Origin of the sequence: Halomonas sp. A40-4, assembly GCF_015767635.1 — a bacterium.
Classification (GTDB): Bacteria; Pseudomonadota; Gammaproteobacteria; order Pseudomonadales; family Halomonadaceae; genus Vreelandella; species Vreelandella janggokensis.
In genome coordinates this window covers 3,285,488-3,302,878 of sequence record NZ_CP065230.1, presented here as the reverse complement: position 1 = coordinate 3,302,878, position 17,391 = coordinate 3,285,488, and the positions used below count along the sequence as shown (strand labels likewise).

At 60.0% G+C, this 17,391-nt stretch carries 15 protein-coding genes; 3 read left to right on the top strand and 12 right to left on the bottom strand.

Annotated elements, in window-relative coordinates; translation table 11 throughout:
* Positions 1–18 precede the first annotated feature (18 nt).
* From ubiB to IT895_RS15390, 9 genes are all read right to left on the bottom strand, one after another.
* Positions 19–1,641, bottom strand: coding sequence for a ubiquinone biosynthesis regulatory protein kinase UbiB (gene ubiB, locus IT895_RS15430; RefSeq protein WP_199283977.1), 1,623 nt, complete (start codon positions 1,639–1,641; stop codon positions 19–21).
* Positions 1,638–2,276 carry a ubiquinone biosynthesis accessory factor UbiJ gene (locus IT895_RS15425; RefSeq protein ID WP_085917066.1) on the bottom strand — a complete coding sequence of 213 codons (639 nt, stop codon included), beginning with the start codon at positions 2,274–2,276 and terminating at the stop codon, positions 1,638–1,640. The genes ubiB and IT895_RS15425 overlap by 4 nt, the downstream gene beginning before the upstream one ends.
* A 22-nt stretch (positions 2,277–2,298) precedes the next feature.
* Entirely contained in the window at positions 2,299–3,054 is a 756-nt protein-coding gene (gene ubiE / locus IT895_RS15420; RefSeq protein ID WP_085917067.1) for a bifunctional demethylmenaquinone methyltransferase/2-methoxy-6-polyprenyl-1,4-benzoquinol methylase UbiE, read from the bottom strand.
* A 122-nt stretch (positions 3,055–3,176) separates the two neighbouring features.
* Positions 3,177–3,560, bottom strand: a complete 384-nt coding sequence (locus IT895_RS15415; RefSeq protein ID WP_066318303.1) for a gamma-butyrobetaine hydroxylase-like domain-containing protein — start codon at positions 3,558–3,560, stop codon at positions 3,177–3,179.
* 78 nt (positions 3,561–3,638) lie between these two features.
* Complete coding sequence (gene hslU, locus IT895_RS15410; protein ID WP_085917068.1) at positions 3,639–4,961, bottom strand: ATP-dependent protease ATPase subunit HslU; 1,323 nt, start codon at positions 4,959–4,961, stop codon at positions 3,639–3,641.
* 8 nt (positions 4,962–4,969) lie between these two features.
* Positions 4,970–5,503, bottom strand: a complete 534-nt coding sequence (gene hslV / locus IT895_RS15405; protein WP_066318308.1) for an ATP-dependent protease subunit HslV — start codon at positions 5,501–5,503, stop codon at positions 4,970–4,972.
* A gap of 136 nt (positions 5,504–5,639) precedes the next feature.
* Positions 5,640–6,362 carry an SPOR domain-containing protein gene (locus IT895_RS15400; protein WP_085917069.1) on the bottom strand — a complete coding sequence of 241 codons (723 nt, stop codon included), beginning with the start codon at positions 6,360–6,362 and terminating at the stop codon, positions 5,640–5,642.
* 3 nt (positions 6,363–6,365) lie between these two features.
* On the bottom strand, positions 6,366–8,051 hold the full coding sequence (gene argS / locus IT895_RS15395; RefSeq protein ID WP_199283976.1) for an arginine--tRNA ligase: 1,686 nt from the start codon (positions 8,049–8,051) through the stop codon (positions 6,366–6,368).
* Between the two features lie 117 nt (positions 8,052–8,168).
* On the bottom strand, positions 8,169–10,517 hold the full coding sequence (locus tag IT895_RS15390) for a primosomal protein N' (RefSeq protein WP_199285506.1): 2,349 nt from the start codon (positions 10,515–10,517) through the stop codon (positions 8,169–8,171).
* Positions 10,518–10,536: 19 nt separating this feature from the next.
* Between IT895_RS15390 and rpmE the strand changes: the two genes are divergently transcribed.
* Together rpmE and IT895_RS15380 are read left to right on the top strand one after the other, a co-directional pair.
* Positions 10,537–10,752: a 50S ribosomal protein L31 gene (gene rpmE, locus IT895_RS15385; protein WP_044630499.1), complete on the top strand. Its 216-nt coding sequence runs from the start codon at positions 10,537–10,539 to the stop codon at positions 10,750–10,752.
* 347 nt (positions 10,753–11,099) lie between these two features.
* A complete protein-coding gene (locus IT895_RS15380) occupies positions 11,100–12,371 on the top strand; it encodes a malic enzyme-like NAD(P)-binding protein (protein WP_199283975.1) in 1,272 nt (423 codons plus the stop codon).
* Between the two features lie 59 nt (positions 12,372–12,430).
* Here the strand turns inward: IT895_RS15380 and IT895_RS15375 are convergent, their stop codons facing one another.
* Positions 12,431–13,252 carry an acyl-CoA thioesterase gene (locus IT895_RS15375; RefSeq protein WP_085917071.1) on the bottom strand — a complete coding sequence of 274 codons (822 nt, stop codon included), beginning with the start codon at positions 13,250–13,252 and terminating at the stop codon, positions 12,431–12,433.
* An 86-nt stretch (positions 13,253–13,338) separates the two neighbouring features.
* On the opposite strand from IT895_RS15375, the gene tadA reads away from it, so the two are divergent.
* Complete coding sequence (gene tadA / locus IT895_RS15370; RefSeq protein WP_217807966.1) at positions 13,339–13,806, top strand: tRNA adenosine(34) deaminase TadA; 468 nt, start codon at positions 13,339–13,341, stop codon at positions 13,804–13,806.
* A gap of 1 nt (position 13,807) precedes the next feature.
* Here tadA and IT895_RS15365 read toward each other — a convergent pair whose 3' ends face one another.
* Positions 13,808–15,769 carry a GGDEF domain-containing protein gene (locus tag IT895_RS15365; protein ID WP_199283974.1) on the bottom strand — a complete coding sequence of 654 codons (1,962 nt, stop codon included), beginning with the start codon at positions 15,767–15,769 and terminating at the stop codon, positions 13,808–13,810.
* A 12-nt stretch (positions 15,770–15,781) separates the two neighbouring features.
* Positions 15,782–17,245, bottom strand: a complete 1,464-nt coding sequence (mltF, locus tag IT895_RS15360) for a membrane-bound lytic murein transglycosylase MltF (RefSeq protein ID WP_085917073.1) — start codon at positions 17,243–17,245, stop codon at positions 15,782–15,784.
* Between the last annotated feature and the right edge of the window lie 146 nt (positions 17,246–17,391).

Below are 17,391 nucleotides of genomic sequence, written 5' to 3'. Positions count from 1 at the left end.
GATCCTCGGGTTCTTGAACTATTGCCATACCAGCAGCAGCAGACCGATGGCGGCTGCGACAAGCACCGGCCATTGCTGACTGCCTGCCCATTGGCTCAGTGGCTGCCAAGCCAGTGCCAAGCCTAGCAGAACCAGGCCAATACGCAGGCGATGCTGGCGTTTGCCCTGGCGAGCCATTTGCTGTTGCATGTCGCTGATGGCAGAGGTCTGCTGGTGACGCTGGCGGTGCTCGTGCTCCATGCGGCTGAGCGCCTGATGCGCCAGTACCGGTAGCTCGGGTAACTGGTGCGACAGTTCCGGTGCCTGGCGCTTCAACGAGCGCCATAGGCCGCCGACGCCCGCCCGTTCTTTCATCCACTGCTCGAGATAGGGTTTTGCCGTGCTCCACAGGTCCAGGTCAGGGTAAAGCTGTCGGCCCAGGCCCTCAATATTGAGCAAGGTCTTCTGCAACAGTACCAATTGGGGCTGTACTTCCATGTTAAAGCGCCGTGCGGTCTGGAACAGCCCCAGCAGGACCTGGCCGAAGGATATATCTTTCAACGGTTTTTCCAGAATCGGTTCGCAAACCGTGCGAATCGCCGCTGCAAACTCGTTGGCGCGGGTGTTTTCGCCCACCCAGCCCGATTCAATGTGCAGTGCAGCGACTTCGTAATAATCCTGATGGAAAAACGCCAGCAGGTTGCGGGCCAGGTAATCCTGATCCTCCCGTGTCAGGCTGCCGACAATACCGCAGTCAATGGCGATATATTGCGGATCTTCCGGGTTATCACAGTTGACGAAAATATTGCCGGGGTGCATATCGGCATGGAAGAAATTGTCGCGAAACACCTGGGTAAAGAAGATTTCCACACCGCGCTCGGCGAGCTTCTTGAGATTGGTACCGTTGGCCTTGAGGGTGTCGAGGTCGGCGACGGGCACGCCGCGAATACGCTCCTGGACCATGACGTGGCGGCGGGTAAACGGCCAGTAGATGGTCGGTACAAACAGCAGCGGGGAGTCTTTGAAATTGCGCTTGAGCTGAGAGGTGTTGGCGGCCTCCTTATACAGGTCAAGCTCATCGAAAAGCGTGGCCTCGTAGTCCCTGATGACTTCCACCGGGCGTAGACGTCGGGCTTCGGGTACCTTGGCCAATAGTTTGGCCACCTGATACATCAACGCCATATCTTGACGCATGATGCGCTCGATGCCGGGTCGAATGATCTTGACCACCACGTCTTCGCCGCTATGTAATTGGGCGACATGAACCTGCGCAATGGACGCCGAGGCCAGAGGCGCCGTGTCGAAGAACGCAAAGGCATCGCTGAGCGACATTTCGAGTTCTTTTTCCACCCGGGTCACAGCCTGCTCACCCGGAAAGGGCGGCACCTGGTCTTGCAAGCGCCTGAGCTCGTCGGCAATGTCTTCGGGTAACAAGTCGCGTCGGGTGGAGAGCATCTGGCCGAATTTGATAAAAATCGGTCCCAGTGTTTCCAGCGCGAGGCGCAGGCGCTCGCCGCGCGTGCGTTGGCCGACGGGCATCAGGCGCAGTGGCGAGAACCACAGCAGAAGGCGCAACCACCAGGGAAACCGATCAAGCGGGAGGAGCGTATCCAGGCGGTAACGGGCCATCACCCAACTGATGCGAAACAACCGCAAACTCATGGGCGTGCTCCTGCTCGCAGCCGTCGCTCGAGGCGCTTGAATCGGGCTTCCAGACGGTCAGTCGCCACCTCGAGCGCGGTCAACTGGTCGCGTAATACATCGCGCTGCTGGCGGCCGGGCAGTAAGCGGGCTTCTTCAAACACGTACTCGGAGACATCCTGCACCAACTCGTCCTTGGTACGCAGCCCCCAGTCAGCCGCTCGCCGCACCCCCTCGGCCAGTGAGTGGGCAGGCGTATCCCCCAACCAACGTGCCAGTTCGTTTTCCCAGTCGAGATCCAGGTCAAGAAGCAGCGTGCGCGTCGCTTCGAGTAAATGCACCTGGCCGCGTATCGCCAGCTTGCCTTCAAACATCAACTGCTCGATCGACGTGCCGCCAATCCAGGCTGACAGGGTTTCCGGAGTCAGCTCCACGACGGCATCAACGTGGCGTTCGTCAATATCGTCGGCGCGCAGCAGGTCAATCCCGGCGGCGTGATAATGAAGTACCAGGGCGAACTGAGGCTGTTCGAAACGCACGAGCAGCCGACTACCCGAGAGCTGGGCAAGCCGCGCTGGTGACGCCGGGTCACGGGCAAGCAGGGCGTTCAGCGTGCGTTCACATCCGGCCAGCAACAGGGTCGGGGTTAGCAGCATGCTGACCTCTCGGTGGTTGGTGTCATAGCTTGATGCCGCGGTGCAGTGCCACGATACCGCCGGTTAAGTTGGTGTACTCCACCCGCTCGAGACCGGCATTTTCCATCATGCCTTTCAGCGTCTCCTGATCGGGGTGCATACGAATCGATTCGGCCAGGTAGCGGTAGCTTTCGCCGTCGCCTGCCACCCATTCGCCCATTTTCGGCAACAGGCGGAAAGAATATTCGTCGTAGGCTTTGGTGAGTAGCGCATTGCTAGGCTTGGAAAACTCCAGCACCAGCAGGCGTCCGCCGGGTTTGAGGACCCTTGCCATGGAACGTAGCGCGGCGTCCTTGTCGGTGACATTACGCAAGCCAAACGCGATGGTGATGCAGTCAAAGCTGTTGTCGGGAAACGGCAGGCATTCGGCGTTGGCCTGTACATACTCGACGTTGCTGCCCACGCCGTTGTCCATCAGCTTGTCGCGACCAACGTTGAGCATGGAGGCGTTGATATCGGCAAGCACGACTTTGCCTCGCGGGCCGACCAGGCGCGAAAATTTAAGCGTCAGATCACCGGTGCCGCCCGCGATATCGAGGACGTGGTGACCTGGCCGAACGCCGGCACGCTCAATGGTGAGGCGCTTCCAGACACGATGAATGCCCATCGACATCAGGTCGTTCATGACGTCGTAGCGTGCGGCGACCGAGTGGAAAACGTCGGCTACCCGAGAGGCTTTTTCGTCGAGAGGAACTTCCTGATAACCAAAATCGGTCGTGCGTTTATCCGTGGGGCTCATGGGGCTCTGGCTCCAGAGTTCGAGGCGATGAGCGTCGACCCAGCGGTCGCCGCATTAATAAGGTTGTCAGCATTGTAGCCTTGTCCGCCCCGGCTTGTCTGCGTTTGCTCTGGGGCGTTACGTCACAGCTGTTTGAACTGGATACTGGCAGGCTCGCGGGAGGCCCCGGCCTCCTCAAGCCGTTGCAGGTAGTTTTCCCAGTAGGCCGTTTGATGCTGGGCCAGGTCATAGAGATAGTTCCAACTGAACAGGCCGCTGTCGTGACCGTCGTCAAAGTGCAGTTTGAGTGCGTAGTTGCCCGCTGGGGTAATGTTCTGCAGCCCTACATCCTTTTTGCCGACCTGCAGCACCGCGGTATCGCCGCCATGGCCGCGTACCTCGGCAGAAGGTGAGTAAACGCGCAGCAGTTCCACCGGCAGGCGATAGCTTTCGCCATTGGCGTAGCCGAGCTCAAGCTCGCGGGTCGACTTGTGGTAGTGAACGCGGGTGGGGGTGGGAGCAGTCATGATACACCTCAAAAGCAGCTGGGTGTCGGCGGCCATTGGTGGCGCGCCAAGGCTCGGCATCCCTGCCGAGCCGACAGGTTACAGAATATAGCGCGACAGGTCTTCGTCGACGGCTAGCTCACCGAGTTGGGCATTCACGTAATCGGCGTCAATCAGTAGCGGGCTTTCCATGTCGCCACCCTTGAACGAAGCCTCTTCCAGTAGACGCTCCATGACGGTATGCAGGCGCCGCGCGCCGATGTTCTCGGTGCCCTCGTTGACCTGCCAGGAGATTTCGGCGATGCGCTCGATGCCGTCCTGGGTAAACTCGACGTTCAGCCCTTCGGTGGCCAGCAAGGCCGTGTACTGCCTGGTCAGCGAGGCAGACGGCTCGGTCAGGATGCGTTTGAAGTCACCGGGTGTCAGCGCATCCAGCTCGACGCGGATGGGCAGGCGGCCCTGCAGCTCGGGGATCAGATCCGATGGCCGCGACAGATGGAAGGCACCGGAGGCGATAAACAGGATGTGGTCGGTCTTGACCATGCCGTACTTGGTCGAGACGGTCGATCCTTCGATAAGCGGTAGCAAGTCGCGCTGCACACCCTCGCGGGAGACGTCGCCGCCACTCGACTGGCCACTGCCCTTGGCGACCTTGTCGATTTCATCCAGGAAAACGATACCATGCTGCTCGACCGCTTCCACGGCGCGGGCCTTGATCTCTTCCTCGTTGACCAGCTTGCTGGCCTCTTCATCGCGCAACAGTCCGAAGGCTTCTCTGACCTTGACGCGGCGTGTCTCGCGCTTCTGTTGGCCCATGTTGGAAAACAGGCTCTGCAACTGGCTGGTCATCTCTTCCATGCCGGGGGGCGTCATGATGTCGATCCCCTGACCCTGGGCGGAAATCTCGATATCGATTTCTTTGTCGTCCAGTTCTCCTTCACGCAGCTTCTTGCGGAACGTCTGGCGGGTGCCGTTATCCTCGCGCGGCTTGTCTTCCTGGCCGCGGGGTGGGGGCAGTAGCGCATCGAGAATGCGGTCTTCGGCGGCATCCTCGGCCCGGTGGGCGACTTCTTCCTTGGCGTGTTCGCGGACCATCTTGATGGCCGCTTCGATCAGGTCGCGAATGATCGATTCGACGTCGCGACCCACATAGCCAACCTCGGTAAACTTGGTAGCCTCCACCTTGATAAACGGCGCGCGCGCCAGTTTGGCCAGGCGACGGGCAATCTCGGTTTTACCCACGCCGGTAGGGCCGATCATCAGGATGTTCTTGGGCGTAACCTCCGGGCGCAGCTCATCGTCGAGCTGCATGCGGCGCCAGCGGTTGCGCAACGCAATGGCAACGGCGCGTTTGGCATCCTGTTGTCCAATAATATATTGGTCCAGGGCGTGGACGATTTCGCGGGGGGTCATCTGGGTCATAAGGGGCCTCAACGTTCGTTGGTGTTCAGCTCTTCAAGCGTGATGTGGTGATTGGTGAACACGCAGATGTCACCAGCGATAGCGAGGGATTTTTCAGTGATCTCCCGGGCGCCCAATTCGGTATTTTCCAGCAGTGCCCGAGCGCTTGCCTGGGCATAGTTGCCGCCTGAGCCAATGGCGATAATGCCGCGCTCGGGCTCGACGACGTCACCGTTGCCGGTAATGATCAGGGAAGCACTGTGGTCGGCCACGGCCAACAGGGCTTCGAGGCGGCGCAGGGCGCGATCGGTGCGCCAGTCCTTGGCAAGCTCGACGGCAGCCTTGGTGAGGTGCCCCTGGTATTTTTCAAGCTGAGCTTCAAAGCGTTCGAACAGGGTGAAAGCATCGGCGGTGCCACCCGCAAAGCCCGCCAGTACCTTGCCCCGGTAGAGGCGGCGTACCTTGCTGGCATTGCCTTTCATCACGGTGTTGCCCAGTGATACCTGGCCGTCACCCGCTAAGGCGACTTGGTTTCCGCGACGCACGGATACGATGGTGGTCATGGAGGTAACTCCTTGGGGGGAGGCTTGCTCCCGATGACGATCGGGTCGGTGCTCGACCCTCTTTAAGCAGTTCTCAACAAAATGCGGGCGGTCGATAAAAAATCAACCGCCCGCACGTCATTGGGGAGTGAGTTTGTCAGTTTTGCAGTTGAATCAGCAGCGGCTCAATGCCTTGGGTGGCCATTAAGTCCTGAGCGCGGTTGAGTTCGCGGGTATCCTCGTAAGGACCCACCTGCACACGATGCCAGGTGCTGCCGTCGGCCTGGATCTCGCTGATCTGTGCCAGCAGGCTCAAGTTACGCAGCCGTTGACGCAACTGTTCGGCATCGTCCAGCTCGCGAAACGATGCCGCTTGCAACACGTAGCGGGCACCGTCTTCATTGGCCGTTTGCTGCGCGGTGGTGACCTGTTCTTCCGGGCGCATATTGGCCGCGATCACCTGGGCGATGGGATCGTCGACGGTGTCGCCATCGCTGCTGGGGCTATCGGCTTCGGCGGCAGTCGGCGTCTCAACGCTTGAAGGAGGGGCCACGCCGGGGGCAATCACCTCGGTTTCAGGTAGCAGGGTGTAAAACTCGAAGGTCGGCATGGAGGGCTCTGTCGAGTCTTCGGTTTCCCGGGCGGCCTCACGTGCATTCCGCTCCTCAGCGCTTGATTCAGACGTCGTTTGGGTGGCGTCATCCGCGGTGTCCTGCCAGGGGGCTGTGCCATGCTGGTGTTGGGCCAGAAAGAAACCGGCCGCCATGCCCGCCAGACCCCATAGCCAGCCGGGTAAACGGAATCCACCGCTTGAGGGGCGGGGCGATTTGCGCTGGCTGGTAGCGCCGCGGCGGGTGGGCTTTTTACGCGGGCTCGCCATGGGTTACATCTCCTCGGGGGCGCTGACCCCCATTAAATCCAGGCCGTTACGCAGCACCTGGCGGGTCGCAAGGCCCAGCGCCAGGCGTGTGTTGCGAAGGGTGTCGTCTTCAACCATGACCTTGACGGCGTTATAGCAGGTGTGGAAATCACCTGCTAGGTCAAGCAGGTATTGGGCGACCTGCTGGGGTTCACGGTTGTGGGTGGCGTTTTCGATGACTTCCGGGTAGCGGGCCAGGCGATTGAGTACGGCGCGTTCCTGATCGCTGTCCAGCAGGGCCAGATTGGCCATGGCAAGGTCGTGATCGAAAGGCTGCTCCGCCGCTTCGGCCTTGCGCAGCATGCTGCACACCCGGGCGTGGGCGTACTGAATATAGTAGACCGGGTTGTCATTGGACTGGGAGCGTGCCAGGTCAATATCAAAAGTCAGTTGCGAGTCGGCCCGGCGGGCGGCCAGGAAGAAACGCGTCGCGTCGCGGCCCACTTCGTCGATCAGGTCGCGCACAGTGACGTAGCTTCCTGCGCGCTTGGAGAGTTTTACTTCAACGCCGGAGCGGGTCACCATCACCATCTGGTGCAGCACGTAATCCGGCCAACCCCTGGGGATGCCGACATCCAGCGCCTGCAGACCGGCGCGTACCCGGGTGATGGTCGAGTGGTGGTCGGCCCCCTGCTCGTTGATCACCGTCGTGAAGCCGCGCTGCCACTTGTCGAGGTGGTAGGCCACGTCGGGCAGGAAGTAGGTATAGCCGCCTTCCCGCTTGCGCATCACGCGGTCCTTGTCGTCGCCGAAGTCGGTGGTGCGCAGCCACATGGCACCGTCTTCTTCATAGGTGTGGCCTGCGGCGATGAGCTGTTCGACCGTGGCATCCACCTTGCCGTCGGCATATAGCGAAGACTCCAGAAAGTACACGTCGAACTCGACGCCGAACGCCTTCAGGTCGAGGTCCTGCTCCCGGCGTAGCCAGGCCACGGCAAAGGCTTGAATCGCGTCAAGGTCATCGGCGTCGGCATTGGCGGTGACCTCGCGATCATCGGCGCTCACCGTTTTGCCCGCCATGAAGTCCCTGGCAACATCCACGATGTATTCACCGCGATAGCCGTCTTCCGGCCAGCTGTCATCCTCGGGGCCAAGCCCTTTGGCGCGCGCCTGTACCGAACCTGCCAGGTTGGCAATTTGCGCGCCCGCATCGTTGTAATAGAACTCGCGGGTCACGTCATAGCCGCTGGCATCGAGCAGGCGACACAGGCAGTCGCCAATTGCAGCACCACGGCCATGGCCCACGTGCAGTGGCCCGGTGGGGTTGGCGGAGACAAACTCGACCTGCACTTTCTCACCCCTGCCGATCAGGCTGCGACCAAAGGCATCGCCGCTGTCGAGCACCTGGGCGACAATTTGCGCGGCGGCGTCCGAGGCAGCAAAGAAGTTGATGAATCCAGGGCCAGCAATCTCGGTTTTCTGGATGGCGTCGCTCGGCGGCAGCGCCGCTACCAAGGCGTCAGCCAGCTCGCGGGGTTTCATGCCGGCGGGCTTGGCCAGCATCAGCGCCAGATTAGTGGCGTAATCTCCGTGAGCCTTGTCCTTGGTGGGGTCCACCTTGATGGTGGGCGCTAGATCAGCGGGCAGCACGCCTTGGTGCTTGAGCGCGGAGACCGCGCCGTCGAGCAGTGAACTAATCGTGTCTTTCATTTAAGTATCCGGGTGTTATCAGTGGCGGCGTGGGCATGCACGCATCGCTATTCAGCGGCAAGGTGCCCCATTATCGGCAATTGAGGCGCAGTTTCAAAGCGGTGTGTCGGCTGGCATCTAGGACAAGCTTTGTGGATCAATGTCAATCGACCAGCGAACCCGGCGTGCGTCGCGGTTGGCTTCAAGCCATTGTGTCAGCCAGCTGGCGGCGGCGTGGAGCTGGCTGCGCTTATCCGCGGTCAGCATGACTTGCAGGTGGTAACGGTTCTGGCGGCGCTCCATGGGGGCGGGCACCGGTCCCAGGCAGCGTGCGGGTGTGTCGCTATTGGATAGCCATTGGCGCAGAGCCTGGGCGGCCTGCCGGGCCAGGCCAAGAGCTGCTTCCTCTTTGGGGCTTTCAATACGCAGTAGTGCCATAAAGCAAAACGGCGGCAACTGGGCGAGGCGGCGCTCTTCCAGCAGGTTGCGCGCCAGTGTGCCATAGCCGTGTTCGGCAAGCTGGCCCAGTTGCGGATCGTCGGGATGCAGGGTCTGTACCAGCACGCGCCCTGGGTGGGCCGCTCGTCCAGCACGACCGGCAACCTGTTCGAGCAGTTGGGCGCTGTGTTCCAGGGCGCGGAAATCTGCTGCGTAGAGTCCACCATCGGCATTGACCACCACCACCAGCGTCACATGGGGGAGGTGGTGGCCCTTGGCGAGCATTTGTGTGCCCACCAGCAGGCAGGGTTCGCCACGCTGAATCTCCTTGAGCATCTGCTCGAAACTGTCCTTTTTCCGCGTGCTGTCGCGATCGATGCGCTGCACCTTGGTCTTGGGGAAAAGGCTTTGCAGGGTCTCCTCGGTACGTTCCGTGCCGCTGCCCAGGGCGCGTAAATCGCCACTGTCGCATTCCGGGCAGGCGTCTGGCAGGGCGCGGCGGCTGTCGCAGTGGTGGCAGGCAAGCAGCGGTGGCTGGCGGTGCAGGGTCATGCGGGCATCACACTGGCCGCATTCGGCGAGCCAGCCGCAGCTGTGGCAGGCCAGTGTCGGCGCAAAGCCTCGCCGGTTGATGAAAATCAGCACCTGTTTGCCAGCGGCCAGGGTATTTTTGATGGCGCTGAGGGAGGCCGGTAATAGGCCGCCCTGGCGCCGCTGGTGACGCATGTCCACCAGTTCGAGTTTGGCGGGCGGGTGACGGCTGGGCCGCTGGGTCAAGCGCAAGTGCCGGTAAGCCCCTGTTAATGCTTGCTGTAGACTTTCCAGAGACGGTGTGGCACTACCCAGCAACAGCGGTATTTTATGGTGGTGGGCACGGGCCACGGCCAGGTCCCGCGCGTGATAGCGCAAACCGTCCTGTTGCTTATAGGAACCGTCGTGCTCTTCATCGACGATAATCGCGCCGGGGTTGGCGAGTGGGGTGAAAATCGCTGATCGGGTGCCGATGATGATCAAGGCCCGCCCGGAGGCTGCCGCCTCCCAGACGTCCAGGCGCTCGGGGTCGGTAAGTCCCGAGTGCAATGCCACGACGGGCACGCGGAAGCGGCTTTTGAAGCGTGACAGCGTCTGTGGGGTCAGGCCTATTTCGGGGACCAGTACCAGCGACTGCTTTCCCTTGGCTGCCACGGCCTCGATCAGTTGCAGGTAAACTTCGGTCTTGCCGCTGCCGGTAACGCCTTCCAGTAAGCAAGGGTGGTAGTCATCGAGTTTTTCATGCAGGGCGGCCAGCGCCGTCGCCTGTTCCCGGTTAAGCGGCAGCGCAGGGCTTGCCAGCAGGCTGCCGCCGGGTGGCGTGGGGGCGGTGAGGGTAATGTCTTGTGCTTCGGCCAGGCCCTTTTTTTCCAGCGCGAGCAACTGGTCGCGACTAAATCCATGCGCATTGACCGCGCGTCCCGGCAAGCCGTGGGGATGCTGTTGCAACAGCGCGTGTAACGCCGCCTGTTTCGGGGCGCGGCTCAAGCGGTCATCGCCCGGCGGGCCCGACGCCCGCCAAAGTGTTTGCGTGCGTCCGGCCATGGGGTGGCCCTGGCGCATCCGTGCAGGCATGGCCATGGCCAGGGTGTCGCCCAGGCTATGCTGGTAGTAGCGTGCCGTGAACTGGCAAAGCCATAGCCAATCGGCGGGCAGGGGAGCATCGTCCAACGTTTCGCTGACGCTGCGCAGTTGGGTGTGCGGCAGGTCGCTGTGGTCCGCCAGTTCAACGACCACACCGACGACATCGCGATGGCCGAACGGGACGCGGACGCGCAATCCTGGCTGCCAACCGCCAGGCGGTGTCTGGCGGTTGGGCAAGTAGTCGAACAGGCGTCGCAAGGGCGACGGCAGGGCGATTTTGAGCACCTGGGCGGAAACAGCGTCGGACAATTGGCCTCCGGCATTAGTTTTGCTAGAATACGCGGCCGCTCTGACTTTAAACGAAGGAGCGATTAACCGGTTAGTCGTTTTTTTAAACCCGTATGCGGTGCCTGGCACGAGATCAGGTGGCGGCATACCGCTGATGAGGCTCAAGATGAAACAAGGTATCCATCCGAATTACAACACGGTCACCGCCAACTGTTCCTGCGGTGCCAGCTTCCAGGTGGGCTCCACGTCGGGTCAGGATTTTTCCCTGGACGTGTGCTCCAACTGCCACCCTTTCTACACCGGTAAGCAGAAACAAGCGACCACCGGTGGCCGTGTAGAGCGCTTCAACAAGCGTTTCGGTGCTGCTATCAAGCGCGGCTGATCCTTTACGGACCTGCCATATCGAAAGCCCCAGGGCTTGCGAAAACCCACGCCAAGGCGTGGGTTTTTTTGTGCGTGACGAGAGCGTTGGCAACAGGTAATAGCCAAATGCCTGGATAAAATGGAAAAATTTTCCATAAATGCTGCATTGCATTAATAAAAACAATCGTTACCGTTGAAGTGTTTACGTGTAAATTTCACTAAAAATGTTTGAAATGTTACGAAATGAGGGTAAACGTCGATTAAACGACCGTTTTTATGCCGGGTTTACCGCTTGCTTGAGCGGGCCGGGGTTTTTCTATATTCTGGCACCACTTATCTCCTTTCTATGTAACTGGACCCTTGACCATGACCGATGCAAACAAGCAGGCCGCCTTGGATTATCACGCGAAGCCGATTCCCGGCAAGCTGTCGGTGGAGTTGACCAAACCCACCGCGACGGCACGGGATTTAGCGCTGGCGTATAGTCCTGGGGTGGCCGAGCCGGTCAGGGAGATTGCTCGCGAAGCCGAAAACGCCTACCGCTATACCGGCAAAGGGAATCTGGTCGCGGTCATTTCCGACGGCAGTGCGATCCTTGGGTTGGGCAATCTGGGGCCAATGGCGAGCAAGCCGGTGATGGAAGGCAAGGGCGTGCTGTTCAAGTGTTTTGCCGGCATCAACTCGGTGGATATCGAGGTGGATGCCGAAAGCCCGCAGGCGTTTACTGACACCGTGGCCCGCATCGCCGATACCTGGGGGGGCATTAATCTGGAAGATATCAAGGCACCTGAATGTTTTGAGATCGAAAAGGCGCTGATTGAGCGTTGCAGCATTCCCGTGTTTCATGACGATCAGCACGGCACGGCGATTGTCACCGCCGCGGGCATGCTGAACGCGCTGGATATCGCGGGTAAAACCATCGAAGACGTCAAGATCGTTTGCATGGGCGCAGGTGCGGCGGCCATTGCCTGTATGCGACTGCTGGTATCCTGTGGGGCGAGTAAGGAAAACCTGATCATGCTTGACCGGCGCGGGGTTATTCACAGCGATCGCGAAGGCATAAATGAATACAAGGCCGAGTTTGCCCGTGATACGGACATGCGCACCCTGGATGACGCCATCGATGGCGCCGACGTGTTTATCGGTTTGTCAGGCCCTGGCTTGTTGTCGGCAGAGCAGGTGAAAACAATGGCGCCGGATCCGGTGATTTTCGCCTGCACTAACCCTGATCCCGAGATTCATCCCGATGTTGCTCGCGAGGCGCGTCCGGATGTGATCATGGCAACCGGCCGCTCCGATTTCCCCAATCAGGTGAATAATGTCCTGGGCTTCCCGTTTATCTTTCGCGGCGCCCTCGACGTGCGCGCGACGCGCATCAATGAGGCCATGAAGCTGGCGGCGGTTCATGCACTCAAGGACCTGGCTCGCGAGCCGGTTCCCCAGGAGGTGCTGGATGCCTATGAACGCACCGAGATGCAATTTGGCCGCGAGTACATCATTCCCACGCCCGTCGATGTAAGGTTGCTGGCGCGGGTTTCTTCGGCGGTGGCTCAGGCCGCGGTGGATTCTGGCGTGGCACGTAAGCCATATCCGGCGCACTATCCACTACAGTCAATTAATGACGTTTACGGCGAATAGAGCCCGCAATATCCGCGACTGTTTATTCTGACGCCCGCTATCCAGCGGGCGTTGGTCGTTCAGTCAGCGGTGGAATAGCGTGTCAGGCCTTCCTGGGCGGTAGAGGCAACCAGGCGGCCGTCGCGCTGGTAGATATGCCCCCGCGCAAGTCCGCGGGCGCTGCCTGCCCACGGCGAATCGATAACGTACAGTAGCCAATCGTCCAGGCGGGTGTCTTCGTGTAACCAGAGGGCATGATCCAGGCTTGCAATGCGCAGCTGCGGATCGGTATAGCGGATGCCGTGGGGCGTCAGGCTGGTGGTCAGCAGGTTAAAGTCGGACGCGTAGGAGAGCAAATGACGGTGAAGGGCCGCGTCATCGGGCAGGCTGCCAGCCAGGCGAAACCACAGGCACTGACCGGCAGGGTGTGACCGATCTGGATTCCCCTTGAGATGCAAAAACTCGATCGGGTGGCCAGGGAAGCGAGAATGCTTGACATCACCGCTGTCTATCAATGATTCGGGAGTCGGCACCTCAGGCATTGCGCGCTGATGACTGAAACTTGTTTCGTTGCTCTGAAACGAGGCACTGCAGAAAAAGATCGGGCGGCCCTTTTGAATTGCTGTCACGCGGCGTGTGGTGAAGCTGCCCCCGTCACGAATGGTATCCACCTGATAGACCACCGGCCGGTGGGGGTCTCCGGGGCGCAGGAAATAGCCGTGCTGGGAATGCGGGCGACGCTCGACGGGCACGGTGCGACTGGCGGCGGCGAGCGCCTGTCCCAATACCTGCCCGCCGTAGAGTTGGGGGAATCCCAAGTCCTGACTTTGGCCGCGAAAAAGGGTGTCTTCAAGGGCTTCAAGCTCAAGCAAGTTGACCAGCGTATTCAGCGCGTCTGCCATTCTGGGTATCCTGTAGTCTCTCATTCGGCGGCGCTCAATGGCGCCGTTCATACGATCGTTTTGTTACCTTAACGGAGTTTGCTGTGATTCGCAGCGATGAATTTTACATGCACCGGGCGTTGGACCAGGCGCATCTGGCGGCTGAAATGGGCGAAGTGCCGGTGGGGGCCGTGGTGGTTGACGCTGATGGCAGGATTATCGGTGAAGCTGGCAATGCCCCGGTATCCAGTTGTGACCCCAGTGGTCATGCAGAGGTTCGTGCTCTTCGCGCGGCGGCCCGGCAGGTAGGTAACTATCGCTTGTCCGGTTGTACGTTATTCGTGACGCTGGAGCCCTGCATGATGTGTGTTGGGGCGATGATCCACGCCCGCCTGCGCCGCCTGGTCTACGCAGCTGCCGAGCCGCGCACGGGAATGGTGGAGTCTAAAGCCAATCTGCTGGCGCAGCCGTGGTTCAATCATGCCATCGATGTTCGGGGTGGGGTATTGGCGGGGCAGGCAAGCAAGTGCTTAAAAGCTTTTTTTGCCGCCAGGCGGAATGAGGCAGACCGATAGCCTAGTCGTCAATGCCGCCGGTGGCGATTTGGTTACGCCCTTCCCGCTTGGCACGATAAAGGGCTTTGTCGGCGGTTTGCATCAAGCGCGTCATGTCGAATGGTTGGGGGGCGGTGACACTCACGACCCCAGCGCTCAGGGTGATTGGCTTGCCATCGGCATGGGTCAAGCAGGCATCGATAACCTGCAAGCGCAGCGTATCGGCCAGCTTTCGGGCGGCGTCCATGTTCAGGCCGGGCAGCAAGGCGACAAATTCCTCGCCACCGTAACGCGCAAAAATACCGCCATGCTGTTCCATAAGCGCCTCTCCCAGCAACGCGATGTGTGCCAGGTAGTCGTCGCCTACCAGATGACCCAATTGGTCGTTGACGCGCTTGAAGTGGTCAATATCAAACAGCGCCAGGCTGAGTGGCCGCTTTGACCGGTGTGCGCTGACGTGGTCGATAAAGTGGCGCCGGTTGGGGATGCCGGTTAGCTCGTCATGGCTAGCCAGCCATTCAATCTCGCGCTGTAACTGACTGCGAGTGCGTATTTCCTGCTGCAACGAAGTATTGCTTTGCAGCATGGCGCGATGTTGGTAACCCAGGCGCTTGAAGCTATAGATGACCAGATACACGAGATAGGCAAATGTCAGGCCCAGCACGAGGCTCAAGGTGGGCAGCCGGGGGAGCTGGCTCAGCAGGTAGTTGCGTCGCGGTCGATCCGAGAGTGTCAGCGCCTTATCGCCAAGCATCACTTGGTGGTGGTAAATCCATGGGCCCGGGTGTCTGGTATCGCCGTAGACGGCGAGTATCTGCTCGTCGCTGTGCCATTGGATAATACCTTCAGCGTCCGTTAATTGCTTGAAGAGGGTATCAGCCAACTGGGGGAAGCTTATGACCATGGCCGCCGCGCCTATGGGCGCTTGCTGCTCATTTTTGACGGGCAAATAGTGGATCATGCCGCGTTCGCCTTGGAGTAGCTGGATGATATCGGTGCTGCCCTCGCGCTCGCCATTTAATGCCGGCTCCAGCGCGCGACGTCCTGCTGGCTGTGCGTCGAAAAGGCGTAGCCCCAGGGTGCTCAGGTTGAGCGGTGTAGCGGGGTATACCTGTCGAATACCGCTGTCAGGTGTGATGAAGGCCATGTTGATCAGGTAGTCAAAGTCTTTCTGATAGCCTTCTGCCTGCTGGACCCATTGGGCATAACTGGGGGGCGTCGACTGAAGCTCCCAGGTGCGCGCAAAGCGGCGCATGGCGTCGAGATGGGCGGTAATTTCGCGGCTGAGCTGTGTTGCCAGGGTTTGTACGCGGGTCTCGGCGCGCTGGTAGAGCGCGCGTTCGGCGTGCAGGTGAAGCTGGTGCCAAAGCAGCAACGAAAAGCCGACCACGGCAAGCGTTGACCATAACGTTACAGCCAAATAGCGTCGCTTGCCTCGCCAATAGGGAAGGGCATGAACCACCTGTGCGGTCAAAAGGGCCGCGTGGAGGATTAGCACGGGCCAGGACGTTGCGTAGTCGAGCAGGGGGGAGAAGCCAGGATACAGGGCGGGTTCAATGCCTTGCAGGCCGAGTAAAAGCGCGGCCGAAGCGCTTAATAACGGTGCGCCCAGTCGCGCGCGTAACTGCAGAATTAGACTGAGCGCAGTCAGTTGCAGGGCGACCGTCGTGAGTAGCGGCGCCCTGAGTGTTTCAGTCGTCGCATCCGGTAAAAAGTGCTCGGCCAGTCGTTGCCAACTGGCGGTGGGTAGCCAGGCTTCGGGCAGCAGGTAGCTGAGCATGCCCGGTGCGAGCATCCCTAGTACGCCAAAAGCAAGCAGGCATGCCAATGGCCAGATTCCGCGCATGGCAGCTAGATTGGCAAGTGCCAGCAACCACAGTGCCAGGGTCGTCATCCCTGGTGTTACCCACAGCAGCGTTGTCGCCCCCAGCATTACGACGATAGCAAGTGTCAGCGCAAAGCGGCTGCGAAGCGTTTGAGGCATTACGGTCTCGACTTAATCAAGCGGCGGTATCAACTCGAACATTAACAGTGGGTCTGCGTTGACAGGCGTTTGCTCTAGCTGAAAGAACTGCTGGCGACTGCGTTCAACGTACTCAAGCATTTCGTAGTAGCGGCGAATGTTACGCACATAAATGACGGGCTCTCCCCCGCGTGCGTAACCGTGGCGCGTTTTGCTATGCCATTCGCGCTGTTGCAGCAATGGGAGCGCCTTGCGCACATCCGCCCAGCTGTCCGGGTCGCCGTCGCGCATTTCCGCGATTTTGCGCGCATCGTAAAGATGCCCCAGACCGACGTTATAGGCCGCCATTGCCATAAACAGGCGGTCGTCTCCTGTGATGTCGTCAGGAAGGCGATCCATGAGGCTGCGCAGGTAACGCGAGCCGCCGTCGATGCTTTGCGCTGGGTCGCGGCGATTCTCAATATCCATTTCCTTGGCGGTAGGGCGGGTAAGCATCATCAGACCGCGGACGCCGGTGGGGGAGACGGCATCGGGGTCCCAGTGGGACTCCTGGTAACCGATGGCGGCAAGCAGTTTCCAGTCGAAGCCGGTATTCTCGGCGGCCTGCTTGAAATCCTCGGTGAAGCGGGGAAGACGGGCATCCAGATGGGAGAGAAAGGTGCGTGTACCGACATACTCTAGGTAGTCGTCATGGCCGAAATAGCGTGCAACAAGTTGGTCGAGAGTCCCTGTCTGTTGAAGGTCTTCAAGAAAGCGGTTAGCCGATTCAAGCAACCCCAGTCCCCGCCCGCTGGGAACCGCCCATGCCATCGAGACCGGGTCACCCAGCGGGAAGCCATCTTCGACATCTTTAAAAAACAGCCGGTTAATGCGGAACTGATGTTCGAAAATCACCGCCGCATCGAAACGGCCATCTTCGATTTGGGCCAATAGTTCGGCAACTTCCAGCTCGTGGGACTCGCGCCAGCTTAATTCGGGATAATCTTCCTGCAACTCGCGTAATGCTTTGCTTGTGCCCGCTCCGCTCAGTGTGCCCAGCGAGAGCCCGACGAGGTCGCCGGGTTCATCGATGCCGTTGAGTCCGCGACGGTAGACCACGAGTGGCTGCATGTTGATGATCGGACGGGTGTAGTGAATGCCTGGCGTGTCGGTGAGCAAGGGAAGCGCTGCCGCTCCCAGGTCGCCTTTTTCACGCACCGCTGTGAGCACGCTCTCCGGGTGGTGGCTGGCATCGATATTCAGGCTAACCCCCAGGCGATCGGCAAAACGGCGCATGAGTTCATACTCGAAGCCAGTTGGCCCATGACGGCCTTCATAATAGGTGGTCGGCGTATTTCGAGTGTGCAGGGTGATGAAGTCGCGCTGGCGTATCTGGTTCAGGTGTTCGCCGTCCGGCACAAATGAAAAGGTCGGCATCATCACCAGCAGCGCAATGGCTGTTAGTGCATAGTAATAGCTTGAGCGAGCGATAAAATGTCGGCAAATCAGCGTCAGCATGGTGTCTTGTCGGCGCAGGATAAGCTGCCACGATACCCAGCCATCAGCAGACTGTCACCTTGTTGATTTCGTGTGGCCGACGCTTTCCAGTATCATAGGGGGTAATCAGTGTCATAAAAGAAGGCCGCTCGGCGGCCCGGTGATTT

Coding starts and splice junctions, on each gene's coding strand:
- argS (WP_199283976.1), bottom strand. CDS start 8,051: ATGAAAGACACGATTAGTTCACTGCTCGACGGCGCGGTCTCCGCGCTC.
- rpmE (WP_044630499.1), top strand. CDS start 10,537: ATGAAACAAGGTATCCATCCGAATTACAACACGGTCACCGCCAACTGT.
- hslU (WP_085917068.1), bottom strand. CDS start 4,961: ATGACCCAGATGACCCCCCGCGAAATCGTCCACGCCCTGGACCAATAT.
- mltF (WP_085917073.1), bottom strand. CDS start 17,245: ATGCTGACGCTGATTTGCCGACATTTTATCGCTCGCTCAAGCTATTAC.
- IT895_RS15415 (WP_066318303.1), bottom strand. CDS start 3,560: ATGACTGCTCCCACCCCCACCCGCGTTCACTACCACAAGTCGACCCGC.
- ubiB (WP_199283977.1), bottom strand. CDS start 1,641: ATGAGTTTGCGGTTGTTTCGCATCAGTTGGGTGATGGCCCGTTACCGC.
- IT895_RS15365 (WP_199283974.1), bottom strand. CDS start 15,769: ATGCCTCAAACGCTTCGCAGCCGCTTTGCGCTGACACTTGCTATCGTC.
- ubiE (WP_085917067.1), bottom strand. CDS start 3,054: ATGAGCCCCACGGATAAACGCACGACCGATTTTGGTTATCAGGAAGTT.
- IT895_RS15400 (WP_085917069.1), bottom strand. CDS start 6,362: ATGGCGAGCCCGCGTAAAAAGCCCACCCGCCGCGGCGCTACCAGCCAG.
- IT895_RS15425 (WP_085917066.1), bottom strand. CDS start 2,276: ATGCTGCTAACCCCGACCCTGTTGCTGGCCGGATGTGAACGCACGCTG.
- hslV (WP_066318308.1), bottom strand. CDS start 5,503: ATGACCACCATCGTATCCGTGCGTCGCGGAAACCAAGTCGCCTTAGCG.
- IT895_RS15390 (WP_199285506.1), bottom strand. CDS start 10,517: ATGCCGCCACCTGATCTCGTGCCAGGCACCGCATACGGGTTTAAAAAA.
- IT895_RS15375 (WP_085917071.1), bottom strand. CDS start 13,252: ATGGCAGACGCGCTGAATACGCTGGTCAACTTGCTTGAGCTTGAAGCC.
- IT895_RS15380 (WP_199283975.1), top strand. CDS start 11,100: ATGACCGATGCAAACAAGCAGGCCGCCTTGGATTATCACGCGAAGCCG.